Source organism: Chromohalobacter moromii (assembly GCF_023091865.1).
GTDB lineage: Bacteria > Pseudomonadota > Gammaproteobacteria > Pseudomonadales > Halomonadaceae > Chromohalobacter > Chromohalobacter moromii.
The window spans coordinates 360600-373791 of sequence record NZ_JAHXDI010000002.1; the positions used below are offsets into that span (position 1 = coordinate 360600).

The 13192-nt window shown below is 61.6% G+C and carries 11 protein-coding genes; 9 read left to right on the top strand and 2 right to left on the bottom strand.

Annotated elements, in window-relative coordinates; all coding sequences use genetic code 11:
- Window positions 1–136 precede the first annotated feature (136 nt).
- From ugpB to KZO83_RS08265, 4 genes are all read left to right on the top strand, one after another.
- Window positions 137–1453: a sn-glycerol-3-phosphate ABC transporter substrate-binding protein UgpB gene (gene ugpB, locus KZO83_RS08250; RefSeq protein WP_247620436.1), complete on the top strand. Its 1317-nt coding sequence runs from the start codon at window positions 137–139 to the stop codon at window positions 1451–1453.
- Window positions 1454–1544: 91 nt separating this feature from the next.
- Complete coding sequence (gene ugpA / locus KZO83_RS08255) at window positions 1545–2423, top strand: sn-glycerol-3-phosphate ABC transporter permease UgpA (RefSeq protein ID WP_247620437.1); 879 nt, start codon at window positions 1545–1547, stop codon at window positions 2421–2423.
- Entirely contained in the window at window positions 2423–3268 is an 846-nt protein-coding gene (ugpE, locus tag KZO83_RS08260; protein WP_247620438.1) for a sn-glycerol-3-phosphate ABC transporter permease UgpE, read from the top strand. Before ugpA ends, ugpE begins: the two co-directional genes overlap by 1 nt.
- A 40-nt stretch (window positions 3269–3308) precedes the next feature.
- Complete coding sequence (locus KZO83_RS08265; RefSeq protein WP_247620439.1) at window positions 3309–4421, top strand: sn-glycerol-3-phosphate import ATP-binding protein UgpC; 1113 nt, start codon at window positions 3309–3311, stop codon at window positions 4419–4421.
- Here the strand turns inward: KZO83_RS08265 and KZO83_RS08270 are convergent.
- Window positions 4415–5347 carry a 2-hydroxyacid dehydrogenase gene (locus tag KZO83_RS08270; protein ID WP_040242727.1) on the bottom strand — a complete coding sequence of 311 codons (933 nt, stop codon included), beginning with the start codon at window positions 5345–5347 and terminating at the stop codon, window positions 4415–4417. The two genes, KZO83_RS08265 and KZO83_RS08270, sit on opposite strands and share 7 nt — an antisense overlap.
- A 63-nt stretch (window positions 5348–5410) precedes the next feature.
- Window positions 5411–6814: a MocR-like ectoine utilization transcription factor EhuR gene (gene ehuR / locus KZO83_RS08275; protein WP_247620440.1), complete on the bottom strand. Its 1404-nt coding sequence runs from the start codon at window positions 6812–6814 to the stop codon at window positions 5411–5413.
- A 181-nt stretch (window positions 6815–6995) separates the two neighbouring features.
- Here ehuR and doeA point away from each other — a divergent pair, with 181 nt between their 5' ends.
- The 5 genes from doeA to KZO83_RS08300 all read left to right on the top strand — a co-directional run bounded on the left by doeA (window position 6996) and on the right by KZO83_RS08300 (window position 13116).
- On the top strand, window positions 6996–8195 hold the full coding sequence (gene doeA / locus KZO83_RS08280) for an ectoine hydrolase DoeA (RefSeq protein ID WP_247620441.1): 1200 nt from the start codon (window positions 6996–6998) through the stop codon (window positions 8193–8195).
- Window positions 8196–8226: 31 nt separating this feature from the next.
- Window positions 8227–9243, top strand: coding sequence for a N(2)-acetyl-L-2,4-diaminobutanoate deacetylase DoeB (doeB, locus tag KZO83_RS08285; RefSeq protein WP_247620442.1), 1017 nt, complete (start codon window positions 8227–8229; stop codon window positions 9241–9243).
- Window positions 9244–9262: 19 nt separating this feature from the next.
- Window positions 9263–9736 (top strand): Lrp/AsnC family transcriptional regulator, encoded by a 474-nt coding sequence (locus KZO83_RS08290; protein ID WP_247620443.1) that lies wholly within the window; start codon window positions 9263–9265, stop codon window positions 9734–9736.
- A 96-nt stretch (window positions 9737–9832) separates the two neighbouring features.
- Window positions 9833–10612 (top strand): formate dehydrogenase accessory sulfurtransferase FdhD, encoded by a 780-nt coding sequence (locus KZO83_RS08295; RefSeq protein WP_247620444.1) that lies wholly within the window; start codon window positions 9833–9835, stop codon window positions 10610–10612.
- A gap of 77 nt (window positions 10613–10689) precedes the next feature.
- Window positions 10690–13116, top strand: coding sequence for an FdhF/YdeP family oxidoreductase (locus tag KZO83_RS08300; RefSeq protein ID WP_261505575.1), 2427 nt, complete (start codon window positions 10690–10692; stop codon window positions 13114–13116).
- The last annotated feature ends 76 nt before the right edge of the window (window positions 13117–13192 follow it).

The window sequence follows — 13192 nt, forward strand, 5'->3', positions numbered from 1 at the left end:
GCCGTTTGGCGGGTCTTTTTTTGTTTCGTGCACGTTACCGGGATGGCGCAGATGGGTTGCCGTCATCTAATTGAAAGATTTCTTGCCTAATCTGGCGCAAGTGGCATCGCCCCCTGTGCTGGACAAGGAGCCTTTCATGCAACGTGCTTTCCTGCTTACGTCACTTGGCATTACCCTCGCTTTGGGGGGCTACGCGAGTAGCGCCCAGGCCAATACCGGCATTACCTGGTGGCATGCCATGGGTGGCGCGCTGGGCGATAAGGTCGAGCAGATCGCGGCCGACTTCAACGCCAGTCAGGACACTTACACCGTCAAGCCGGTCTTCAAGGGTAATTACAGCGAAACGATGACCTCTGCTATCGCGGCGTTTCGTGCCGATAAGGGGCCGGATATCGTCCAGATCTACGAGGTCGGCACGGCGACGATGATGGGCGCCAAGGGCGCTATCGTGCCGGTTTATCAATTGATGGAGGCGACGGATGTCGAGTTCGATCCCCAGGCCTACCTACCGGCGGTCACCGGCTATTACACCGATCCTGATGGCAATATGCTATCGCTGCCGTTCAACTCCTCGACGCCGGTAACCTATTACAACCGCAAGCGCCTTGAGCAGGCGGGTGTCGAGGAAGTTCCTCATACCTGGCAGGCATTGGGCGATGCATTGGAAAAGATCGTCGATTCTGGGGCGGCGAGCTGTGGTTTGACCACGACCTGGCCTTCCTGGGTCATGCTCGAGAACTACTCCGCCATCAACGACGTGCCTTTCGCGTCGCAGGCCAATGGCTTCGAGGGAACCGACGCTAGATTGCAGTTCAATAGCACCCCTGCGGTCGATCATATCGAGCGTCTCACGCAGTGGCAGGAGGACGGGCGTTTCGCCTATGGCGGACGCTTCGATGATGCTGCGCCCAAGTTCTACTCTGGTGAGTGCGCACTGATGATGGGATCTTCGGCGTCTTACGCCAATATCAAGGAGAACGCCGATTTCGACTTCGGTGTGGCACCGCTACCCTACGATGCCGATGTCGTCGAGAAGCCCAATAACTCGATCATCGGCGGTGCTTCGCTCTGGGTGCTCGATGGACTGGACGACGCGCATCGGCAAGGGGTGGCCGAATTCTTCGAATACCTATCGTCACCCGAGGTTCAGGCCGATTGGCATCAGTATTCCGGTTACTTGCCGATCACTCAGGCGGCGGCCGATCTGACGCGCAAGCAAGGTTTCTATGCCGATCACCCCGGTACCGATGTGGCAATCAAGCAGATTACCGCCGGCGAGCCCACCGAGAACTCCAAAGGACTGCGATTGGGCAACATGGTGCAGATTCGCGATGTCATTAACGGCGAACTCGAAGAAATATTCTCGGGTGACGTAGGCGCCCAAGAGGGGCTCGATGAAGCCGTCTCGCGTGGCAACGCGCTATTGGAAAAGTTCGAGAGCGCTCATCAGTGAAGCCTTCCACCTTTAAAACGGCGCCCGGTTGCCGGGCGTTCGTGTTTGAACGTGGAGGCAGATCGTCCTCATCGAGAAGCCGAGGAATGTAATGAGTGCTCCGTTTCAGCGCCATCGACTCACGCCTTGGGTATTGATGGCGCCGCAGCTAGGCATCGTCCTGGTGTTCTTTTTCTGGCCGGCCTTGCAGGCTATCGAACAAGCCTTCTATGTCGAGGATGCCTTCGGCCTGTCGCGGGAGTTCGCCGGGCTTGCCAACTTCAAGGCCGTATTGAGCGACCCGACGTATTACCAGGCGCTGGGGACCACGCTGGTCTTCTCGCTTGCAGTGGCGCTCGGTGCGATGAGCATCGCATTACTCCTGGCGGTCATGGCTGACCGCGTCATACGCGGTGCACGTGTCTACCGGACACTGCTGGTTTGGCCCTATGCGGTCGCGCCGGCGGTGGCGGGCGTGCTGTGGCTATTTTTGTTCGATCCGACGCTAGGGCTGATTAGTAGCCTGCTGGGCAATATGGGGATCGATTGGGACCACAAGCTCAATGGCGCACAGGCCTTGGCCTTGGTGATCATGGCGTCGGTGTGGAAGCAGATGAGCTACAACTTCGTGTTCTTCCTCGCCGCGTTGCAGGCGCTACCCAAGAGTCTTCTGGAAGCGGCGGCCATCGACCGTGCGGGCCCGTGGCGGCGTTTCTGGACCATTACCTTCCCGCTACTGTCGCCGACCTCGTTCTTCCTGCTGGTCATGAACAGCGTCTACGCCTTCTTCGAGACCTTCGGCACCATCGATACGGTGACATCCGGCGGCCCCGGGGGTGCAACCACGACACTGGTCTACAAGGTCTATCAGGATGGCTTCGTCGGTCAGGATATGGGGTCCAGCGCCGCTCAGTCGGTGTTGTTGATGGCCTTGGTCGGAGGCCTGACGTGGTTTCAGTTCCGCTATGTCGAAAGAAAGGTGCAGTACTGATGCATTATCGTCGACCCGGGTTGGATAGGCTGAGTCATGCACTGCTGGCGCTGTGTTGCCTATTGTTTCTACTACCGGTGTGGCTGGCTTTCACGGCGAGTACTCATACGCTGGACGCGCTTTATTCGCAGACGGCATCGTTATGGTTCGGAGAGGCGGGGTGGGGCAACTATCGCCACCTGCTCAGCGGTTCGTTCGGTGGCCTGGGGACCGATGTTCTGACCCTGCTCATCAATTCGACGATCATGGCGTTAGGCATTGCCATCGGCAAAATCGCGATCTCGGTGCTGGCCGCTTATGCCATCGTCTTTTTCAGGTTTCCCTTTCGCCGCCTATGTTTCTGGCTGATCTTCATCACCCTGATGCTACCGGTAGAAGTACGGATCCTGCCGACATTCGAGGTGGTCGCCGACCTGGGACTGCTGGATAGTTACGCGGGATTGATTTTACCGTTGATCGCCAGTGCCACCGCGACGTTCCTGATGCGCCAGTTCTTTCTCACCGTGCCTCCAGAGCTGGTCGAAGCGGCACGTATCGATGGCGCCGGCCCTTGGCGCTTTCTGCGTGACATTCTGCTGCCGCTATCGAAGACCAATCTCGCGGCGTTGTTCGTGATCATGTTCCTGTATGGCTGGAATCAATACCTGTGGCCGTTGTTGATCACCAACGATGCCGATTATCTGACCATCGTGGTCAGCCTCAAACGTTTGTTGACTAGCGCTGATGGTCTCGTGCCTTGGCAGAACGTCACGGCCACGGCGATCCTGGCCATGCTGCCCCCCGTCGCTGTGATTCTGCTGATGCAGCGTTACTTCGTGAAAGGGCTGGTCGACAGCGAAAAATAGGTGCGTCCGGCGTTGGTCGGCGTTCAATGAGTGATTCTATATGGCGACCTTACGACTCAATGGCATTCGCAAACGTTACCCCAATGGCATTACCGCCTTGCATGGCATCGACCTGAGCGTCGCCGATGGCGAGTTGATCGTGGTGGTCGGACCGTCAGGGTGTGGCAAGTCGACCTTGCTACGGACCGTGGCGGGGCTGGAGTCGATCAGCGATGGAGAGCTCATGATCAACGAGCAGCGCGTCAATGCGCTGGAGCCTGCTGAGCGCGATATTGCCATGGTGTTCCAGAACTATGCGCTCTATCCCCATATGAGCGTGTTCGAGAATATGGCCTACGCGTTGAAAAATCGAGGCACGCCCAAGGACGAGATACGTCGTCGAGTAACCGACACGGCGCGCTTGCTCGACCTCGCTGAACTGCTGGACCGGCGTCCGCGACAGCTATCTGGAGGACAACGTCAGCGTGTGGCGATGGGGCGGGCAATCGTGCGTGAGCCGCAAGTCTTTCTCTTCGACGAGCCACTCTCCAACCTCGATGCCAAGCTGCGCGTGCAGATGCGTCTGGAAATCCGGCGTTTGCAGAAGCGCCTGGGGATCACCTCTGTCTACGTCACACATGACCAAGTCGAGGCGATGACGTTGGCGGACCGCTTGGTGGTGATGAACGGTGGCCACGTCGAGCAGTGCGGTACGCCGATGATGCTCTATGCGCAGCCGGCGACGCGTTTCGTGGCGAGCTTTTTGGGCTCGCCGGCGATGAATTTCCTGCCCTTGGCGGCGCATCGCGACGCTGTGGTGCTGCCTAACGGGGCACAGGTCGCACTCCCCGACATGCTATCCGCGGGGCGCGCGGCGACCCTTGGGATTCGTCCGGAACATCTCGTCGAGGCGGCATCCCAGCCGGAGGCGGCAGCGGTCTTGGACGTGACGGTCGAGATGCTCGAGCCGCTGGGGGCGGACACGCTGGCTTATACGCGTTTACCTGGGCTCGATGAATGGTTGGTGGTACGCCTGGACGGTGCGCACGCTGCCCGCGAGGGGCAGCGCTTGTCACTTGCGTTTGCGATGGCGAATTGCCATGTGTTCGATGCTCAGGGGATGCGCGTTCCGGTGTCTAATGAGGCCAGTGTCTCCTTACGGGAGGCTCAGTAGCCGACCTTGGGGTCCACCGTGTCGATGGCTTCCCCGGCCTGCATGGCCGTGATGGCCTTGGCAACCTGATCGGCAGCCTCGTCGATGGGCGTCGGGCCGGCCATGTGTGGGGTAATCCATACGCGTGGATGCGACCATAGCGGGCTATCGTCGGGTAGCGGCTCCGAGGGAAAGGCGTCGAGCAACGCGCCGCGAAGTCGGCCGTTTTCGTCTTCGCCGGTACCGAGTGCCTCGAGCAATGCGGCTTCGTCGATCAGCGTGCCGCGTCCGGGGTTGATCAGGTTGGCGCCGTGGGGTAATGCAGCTAGGGCGTCGCGGTCGATGATGCCGCGTGTGGAAGGCGTATCGGGTAGCAGTGTGACCAGAGTGTGGACCTTGCCGAGCAGGGCCTGGAGGCCGTCGTCGCCGTGATGGCAGGTGATACCCTTGAGGGCCTTCGGCGAGCGGCTCCAGCCGTGCACTGGGTAGCCGTCGTCGGCGAGCTGGCGGGCCACGTGGTGACCGATGGCGCCCAGCCCGAGAACGCCAACCGCCCATTCGCGCTTGGGCGTGAGCGCGTGTTCGCGCCAGGTGGTGTGATGTTGCTGGCGACGGTAACGGTCGAAATCGCGCTGAAAATGCAGCACGCCATAGCGTACATAGTCGGCGATCAGCTCGCCCATACCGGCATCACGTAGCTTGACGATGGGGATATCTCGAGGCAGCGCGGGGTTGTTGAGCAACGCATCCACGCCGGCGCCGAGATTGACGATGCCCTTGAGTGCTGGCTGGGCCTCGAAGAGTGACGCCGGTGGTTTCCATGCCGCGAGATAATCAGCCTGGAAATCGCTCGTTTCGCCACTGATGGCGAACTCCGCCGAGGGTAAACGCGAAGCGAGCCTGTCTTTCCAGAGCGCGGCGTCGTCGGCATGGATCAAGATGCGCATGAAGTCCTCATGAGGTCGTCGTGGATGGTGTATGAGCGTCGGCGTTGGTGCGCGCCTCTCGCACTATACGATTTGTAGCATCGGTGGTGGTGCTTCGCCGAGCAAGCGGGCGAGAATCGTCAAACCCTGATTGAAGCGTTCGGGATCGTTTTCGCCTCCCATGCTCAAGCGAATACGCCGGGGTGGGGGACCCTGATCGACCATGAATGACTGCGCCGTGGAAATCGCCAAGCCTTCTTGAAGCGCCTGTTGCTGAAGTTCTTCCGCACGCCATGCTCCGGGCAGGGCCAGCCAGATATGCATCCCCGTGGGACGCGAGGCCATGGCGTGGCCCGTGAGGCGTGTGCGGGTCAGCTGCTGGCGCTCGGCGAGCAGACGCCGCTGCTCGCAGGCCAGGGCATCGACGGTGCCATCGGCCAGCCAACGGTCGGCGACCTCGAAGACGAGCGGCGTGGCCATCCAACTGGTGGCGCGCAATCGGGGCAAGGTGTGGTGCAACTGCCCGCGCGGCACGCTGAGATAGCCGGCGCGCAGCCCCGAGACGGTGGCCTTGGTCAGGCTAGTGACATGAAAGCTCTGGCGCGGTAGACGCGCGGTCAGCGGGCTCAACCCTGGCGGTTCGAGCAGGGCGTGAACATCGTCTTCGATCACCCAGGTGCCGTGGCGTGCCAGCACCTCGGCCACGGCATCGCGGCGTGCGTTGTCCATGGTCGCGCCGGTGGGGTTGAGCTGGGTGGGCGTCAGGCATACGGCACGCGGTCGATAGCGTCGGCACGCGGCGTCGAGGGCATCGGGAATCACTCCTTGTTCGTCGATGGCCACGCCGCGCAGTTGCAGGCCCAGTGTGCGTGACAAGGCGATCAAGCCGTGGTCGGTCAGCGCTTCGGTCAACACGACGTCGCCATGTTGGACTAGCGTGGCGATGGCCAACATCACGCCATGGGCGGCGCCGTTGCACAGCACGCGGTCGTCGGGTGTGCCGGGTACGCCGAGCGTATCGTGTAGCCATTGGCTGGCGCGCTCGCGCTGGTGGAGCAATCCTGCGATGGGGCGGCAGGCATCAATGACATCCGGGTGTGCGCTGTCTGCCACGTCGCGAAGCGTTTCGCGAAAGCGTAGATGGTGCCCGGGTGGGCAAATCGGATGCGCAATGGAAAGGTCCACGGGAGAGGCATCCATGGCCATGTTGGCGCTTCGTAGGTACTCGGTCTCCTGGCTGTCATCGAGACTGTTGATCCAGGTGCCGCTCCCTACGCGGGCCTGTACCAGGCCCATCTTTTCAGCCTGAGCGTAGGCCCGCGAAACGGTTTGCACGCTCACTGCCAATGTCTCGGCAAGACAGCGGTGTGGCGGTAGACGCGTGCCAGGCGTGAGCTCGCCCTGGCGAATGGCCTCGGCGAGTGCTCGGGCAATGGCCAGATACTTGGGCCCATGGGCCGGGAGATAGGGTGTCAGGTCAATTGTCATGACACAATAAAGCCTTTGACGACAAGCAGCGCGTGAATGCTAGTATCGTTGACAACGCATTGATCGACAATTGTACTGATTTTTCCTTCCTTGTGTCAGTACAATTCATTTCATCGAATGCAGGGTCCTGCCTCCCGTCCGGGAGATCAGGGATGAGCAATTCTGTCGGGCGAGTGGTGCCATGTCTGAGGTTTCCCTGCCTTTCACTCGTGAGGAATACGCCGGCCGGCTGCACAAGGTGCGTTCGGCCATGGCCCATCGAGGGATCGACGTTCTGGTCGTCAGCGATCCGTCCAATATGGCGTGGTTGACGGGCTACGATGGCTGGTCCTTTTATGTGCATCAGTGCGTGCTGCTCGGCCTGGAAGGCGAGCCGGTCTGGTATGGGCGTCGCATGGATGCCAACGGGGCGCTACGCACCTGCTGGATCCATCCGGAGAACATTACCTATTACCCGGATTATTACGTTCAAAATCCCGATATGCATCCCATGGAGTACCTGGCGCAGTCGATCCTGCCGGATCGTGGCTGGCATGTGGGTACCATCGGCATGGAGATGGATAACTACTACTTTTCCGCCAAGGCGTATTTGAGCCTCATACAACAGTTGCCACACGCACGTTTCGCGGATGCCAATTCGCTGGTCAACTGGTGTCGGGCGATCAAGTCGCCGCAGGAAATCGAGTACATGCGCATCGCGGCGCGGATCGTCGAGGGCATGCATTCGCGCATCCTCGAGGTCATTCAGCCGGGGGTGCCCAAGAGCAAGGTGGTGTCCGAGATCTATCGCGTGGGCATCGAGGGCTGGGTCGATCCGCACGGGCGCGTCTACGGCGGTGATTATCCGGCCATCGTGCCCATGCTGCCGACCGGCAAGGACGCCGCCGCACCGCACCTGACCTGGGACGACACCCCGTTTCGCGAGGGCGAGGGCACCTTCTTCGAGATCGCCGGCGTCTACAAGCGTTATCATGCGCCGATGTCGCGCACGGTGTTTCTGGGCACGCCGCCGAGTCAGTTTCTCCGCGCCGAGTCGGCCTTGCTCGAGGGCATCGAGAATGGCCTGGCGGTGGCCAAGCCGGGCAATCGTGCCGCCGACATCGCCATGGCACTGGGCGCGGCAATGGACAAGTACGGCTTCGACCGTGGCGGCGCGCGTTGTGGCTATTCCATCGGCATCAGCTATCCGCCGGATTGGGGCGAGCGTAATATCAGTCTGCGTCCCTCCGATGACACCATCCTCGAACCAGGGATGACGTTTCATTTCATGCCGGGTCTCTGGGAAGACGACTGGGGCCTGGAGATCACCGAAAGCATTCTGATTACCGAGACCGGCTGCGAGACGCTGGCCGACTTTCCACGCCAGCTGTTCGTGTGCTGAACCGTGGGACGCGAGACGAGGAGAACATGATATGAGCAAGCGACCCGGCCCGGTGTCACCCACCGTCGATTTCGATGCCGATGGCATTCAGCACGGTTTTCTCAAGCTGCCGATCTCTACCGATGAGTCGGCCTGGGGCGCGGTGATGATTCCAATAACCGTGATCAACAACGGTGCGGGACCCACGGCGCTGCTCACCGCCGGCAATCACGGCGATGAATACGAAGGCATTACGGCGCTTCTCAAGCTCAGCAACACATTGCGCGCCGAGGACGTGCGTGGTCGAGTGATCATCGTGCCGATCATGAACGTGCCGGCCGCTACCGCCGGCAAGCGTACCTCCGGGCTGGATGGCGGCAATCTCAACCGCAGTTTCCCTGGTAACCCGGACGGCGGCGTCACCGAGCAGATCGCCGATTACTTCACGCGTGAACTGGTGCCGATGTGTGACGTGGCGTTGGATCTGCATTCTGGCGGTCGTACGCTGGATATCTTGCCCTTCGCCGCGGCACACCGTCTCGATGATCGTACCCAGGAAGCGCAAAGCCTTGCGGGCGCGGTTTCTTTCGGCGCGCCGGTGGCGATGATGATGTTCGAACTCGACGCCACCAAGCTCTACGACACGGCCGTGGAATCTCAGGGCAAGACCTTCGTGACCACCGAGTTGGGGGGCGGCGGCACGACCACGCCGGAGCGCATGGCCATCGCCGAACGCGGCGTGCGCAATTTCCTGATTCACTACGGGCTGATCGAAGGGCAACTGGAGTCGCCGGCCGGCCAGCAGGTGTACGTGGACATGCCCGATGCCTCTTGCTACGTGCAGAGCGAGCACAGCGGCCTGCTGGAGCTGAGTTGCGCGTTGGGCGAAACGGTACGGCGCGGCGATGTGATCGCGCGGATCTATGACATGACGCGTACCGGTAGCGAGCCGATCGTTTACCATGCAATGCGGGATGGCGTTCTGGTGGCGCGTCGCTTCCCGGCGCAGGTGAACATGGGCGATACGATTGCGGTGATTGCGGAAGTCGTCGATAGTCTCGAGCGTTGATGATGGGTCGCCATACCACATGAAACTTGACCGCTACGATCTCAAGATTCTCGATATCCTGTCGCGCGATGGGCGCATCACCAAGTCGAAACTGGCCGAGGCGATCAACCTCTCGGTCAGTCCCTGCTGGGAGCGTGTGCGGCGCCTGGAAAAAGCCGGCGTCATAGAAGGTTATAGCGCCCGGCTCAATCCATCCCTAGTCGTCAAACGTACGCCGGTCTGGGTGCAGATCGAGCTTGCGACTCATCAGGCGGCGAGTTTCGCGCGTTTCGAGAAGGCTGTCGCCGAGACGCCGGAGGTGACTGAGTGCATCGCGGTGGGTGGCGGTGTCGACTACCTGGTCAAGTTCGAGACCGACTCCATCGATGCCTACCAGCGCACGATCGATGCTTGGCTGATGGATGGCCTGGGGATCGAACGCTATTTCACCTATATCGTGACCAAGACCGTGAAACGCACCGCGCCACCACTGTCGTTGCACGACGACGCTTAGTAGCACGTCAGGCGTCGTCTATGGCCATTGGCCGACGCCCTCCAGGCGCTAGGGTCGTAATATCCGGTGGCCTCGTTTCCGCAATGGGATATTCACATGCCGTCAGAAGTGGTGACATCGCATTCATTTTCTGCCGCCTCGCGCTATGACGACCAGCGCGACCGGCCCTTGTGGACGCTCGATGGCCCGCAGGAACAGCCGCTGACCCTGTCGCTCAACGATACCGCCATGGTGACATTGCTGGCGACGCCAGAGGCCCTCGAATCCCTGGCGCTGGGGCATGCCTTCACGGCGGGCTGGATCGAGCGCGCCGAGCAGGTCGGGGACATTCAGCTATCGCGACTGCGTCACGGGCTGTTGGTGCGGCTGGCGGTTTCATCGCAGACCGAAGCGCGCGCCGCTACTCTGCAACGCGCTGGGGCCTCGGTGTCGAGCTGTGGTGCTTGCGGGGTGGCCGAGGAGTCGCAGTTGATGCAGGGGCTGAAACGTTTGCCAGCATGTGCACCTCTGGCGCCCGAGGCCTTGATGCGCGGCGTGGAGAGTCTGCAGCGTCACGCACGTGCCGGACTCCATATGGCGTTGGCTCTCGACGGCGATGGCGAGGTGTTGACGCGTGGCGTTGACATCGGACGCCACAACGCCCTGGACCGAATCATTGGCGAAGGCTTGGCACACGGCCAGATGCCGGCGGCGGTGTTGCTTTCCAGCCGCTGTAGCATGGAACTGGTGCAGAAGACCGTGCGTGCTGGTATTGCCACCCTGGCCACGCTGTCGTTGCCTTCGGCCCTGGCGGTAGAAATCGCGCGTGCCTGTGATCTCAACCTGATCTGTTGTCATCGTGGTCGGCATCTCGAACGCTTGAGTGGCGCGACATAGCGTCCGAGGCTTTGCTGGGGTTTCACTGCCGTTATCGCGTCATCCTTTCACCTTTCTACTACGTCACCGAGATTGTCATGGCTTCTCATCATCAGACTCCGTTCCCCGACGGCCGCGAGGCGACTCTCACACACGAGGCCGGGGAGCCTCTTCCCGAAGCGGATGCAACCCTGACCCGTGCGCCGAGCGTCGAATCCTATACCGGCCCGGCCGGTGGCTGGGGGGCGATGAAAAGCGTGGGACGTCACCTCAAGCGTAGCCAGGCACCGCTCAAGGGCGCGCGGGCGTTGTTATCGACCAACCAGCCGCAAGGCTTCGATTGTCCGGGCTGCGCGTGGGGGGATCCGTTGCACGGCTCGTCGTTCGAGTTCTGCGAAAACGGCGTCAAGGCGGTGGCCTGGGAAAGCACCAAGAAGCGCGTCACGCGGCGTTTCTTCGAACGCCACACGCTGAGCGAGCTGCGTGGTTGGGATGACTTTCGTCTCGAGGATCAGGGCCGGCTCACCGAACCCATGCAATACGATGCGGCCAGTGACCGCTATGTCCCCATCGACTGGGACGCGGCGTTCGCGCTGATCGCCGAACGCTTGGCGGCGCTGCCCGATCCCGACCGCGCGCTGTTCTATACCTCGGGACGCGCCAGCAACGAAGCGGCGTATCTGTATCAGTTGTTCGTGCGCCTCTATGGCACCAACAATTTCCCCGATTGCTCGAACATGTGCCATGAGGCCAGCGGCGTGGGCATGCAGGCCAGCCTCGGCGTGGGCAAGGGCACCGTCCAACTGGACGACTTCGAGCACACCGACACCGTCCTGGTTTTTGGTCAGAACCCCGGCACCAATCATCCCCGCATGCTCGGTGATTTGCGTCGCGCGGCGGAGCGGGGGGCACGCATTGTTAGCTTCAATCCGCTCAAGGAACGTGGCCTGGAGCGTTTCGCCGATCCGCAGAACAAGCGCGAGATGCTGACCCAGGGTAGCCATCGCATCTCCTCGCATTACTATCAGCCCAAGATGGGCGGTGATATGGCGGTGGCACGCGGTATCGCCAAAGCCTTGTTCGCGCTCGAGGCCGTAGGGCGCTTCACGCCGGATCGCGACTTCATCGAGTCGCACACCGCCGGCTACGAGCAATGGCGGGCTCGGGTCGAGGCCACGTCGTGGGCGGACATCGAGGACCAGGCCGGCCTGACACGCACGCAGATCGAGGAGGTGGCGGATATCGTCGCCCGTGCCGAGCGCATGATCATTACCTGGGCGATGGGTATTACCCAGCACGAACATTCGGTGGACACCGTGCGCGAGCTGGTCAACTTGCTGCTGCTGGGTGGTCACCTCGGGCGTCCCGGTGCGGGAGCTTGCCCGGTGCGCGGTCATTCCAACGTCCAGGGTGACCGTACAATGGGCATCGACGAGAAGGCGCCCGCGCGGCTGATCGACGCCCTGGAGGCGCGGTATGGTGGAAAAAACGGTGTGACCATGCCGCGCGCGCCAGGGCACAACACCGTGGGCGCCATTCGCGCGCTGGAGCTGGGTGAGGCCGATGTGTTCATTGGGCTGGGCGGCAACTTCACCCGGGCCACGCCGGACAGTCAGCGCACCGAACGCGCTTTCCGGCGCCTTGGGCTCAATGTGCAGATCAGCACCAAGCTCAATCGTAGCCATCTGATCACCGGTGGTGACGCGTTGATCCTGCCCTGCCTAGGACGCACCGAGATTGATCGCCAGGGTGAGACGGGCGCGTCGCAGCAGGTCAGCGTCGAGGATTCCATGTCGATGGTACACGGCAGTGCCGGCATTCAGGCGCCGGCTTCCGAGTGGCTGCGCTCGGAGCCGGCGATCGTGGCGGGGATCGCCGAAGCTACGCTGGCGCGGGTACTGCCGCGTCGAGGGCTCGACCCGGGCGTGGTCGATTGGGCCGCGATGGTGGCCGATTATGATCGCATTCGCGACGAGATCGAGGCAGTCATTCCCGGTTTCGAGAACTTCAATGCGCGCCTGAGACAGGCGGGTGGTTTCTGGTTGGAAAACGCTGCTAGCCAACGCCGCTTCACTACAGCATCCGGTCGAGCTTCGTTCTGTGCCGCACCGCTGCCCGAAGCGGTGATGCATCAACGCCTGCACGCACACCGCGATGACGGCTGGCTGACACTGCAGACGCTGCGCAGCCACGATCAGTACAACACCACCGTTTACGGTTACGACGACCGTTACCGAGGTGTCAAGGGGCAGCGGCGGGTGGTGTTCGTCAATCCTGCCGACCTCACGCGACTGGGGCTAGAAAGCGATCAGTGGGTCGATCTGGTGGGGCTCGATCACGAGGGCGTGCCTCGCCGCGCCCCGGCATTCAGGATCGTCGCCTACGAGACACCCGAGGGGTGCGCCGCCGCCTACTATCCCGAAACCAATGCCCTGGTGCCGCTGGAAAGCGTCGGTGTGGGGACCGATACACCCACCTCCAAGGCGGTCGCGGTGCGTCTGGAGCCGAGTCAGCGTATCGCCTGATGCGCTGGCGATCGAACCTTACGACCAAAGTTGAGACGCATGACCGGTGTCGCGGCGCTATGCTGTTAAATATTAC

Excerpts from the sequence above, each read along its gene's own strand:
- ugpB (WP_247620436.1), top strand. The coding sequence starts at position 137 with ATGCAACGTGCTTTCCTGCTTACGTCACTTGGCATTACCCTCGCTTTG.
- ugpA (WP_247620437.1), top strand. The coding sequence starts at position 1,545 with ATGAGTGCTCCGTTTCAGCGCCATCGACTCACGCCTTGGGTATTGATG.
- ugpE (WP_247620438.1), top strand. The coding sequence starts at position 2,423 with ATGCATTATCGTCGACCCGGGTTGGATAGGCTGAGTCATGCACTGCTG.
- KZO83_RS08265 (WP_247620439.1), top strand. The coding sequence starts at position 3,309 with ATGGCGACCTTACGACTCAATGGCATTCGCAAACGTTACCCCAATGGC.
- KZO83_RS08270 (WP_040242727.1), bottom strand. The coding sequence starts at position 5,347 with ATGCGCATCTTGATCCATGCCGACGACGCCGCGCTCTGGAAAGACAGG.
- ehuR (WP_247620440.1), bottom strand. The coding sequence starts at position 6,814 with ATGACAATTGACCTGACACCCTATCTCCCGGCCCATGGGCCCAAGTAT.
- doeA (WP_247620441.1), top strand. The coding sequence starts at position 6,996 with ATGTCTGAGGTTTCCCTGCCTTTCACTCGTGAGGAATACGCCGGCCGG.
- doeB (WP_247620442.1), top strand. The coding sequence starts at position 8,227 with ATGAGCAAGCGACCCGGCCCGGTGTCACCCACCGTCGATTTCGATGCC.
- KZO83_RS08290 (WP_247620443.1), top strand. The coding sequence starts at position 9,263 with ATGAAACTTGACCGCTACGATCTCAAGATTCTCGATATCCTGTCGCGC.
- KZO83_RS08295 (WP_247620444.1), top strand. The coding sequence starts at position 9,833 with ATGCCGTCAGAAGTGGTGACATCGCATTCATTTTCTGCCGCCTCGCGC.
- KZO83_RS08300 (WP_261505575.1), top strand. The coding sequence starts at position 10,690 with ATGGCTTCTCATCATCAGACTCCGTTCCCCGACGGCCGCGAGGCGACT.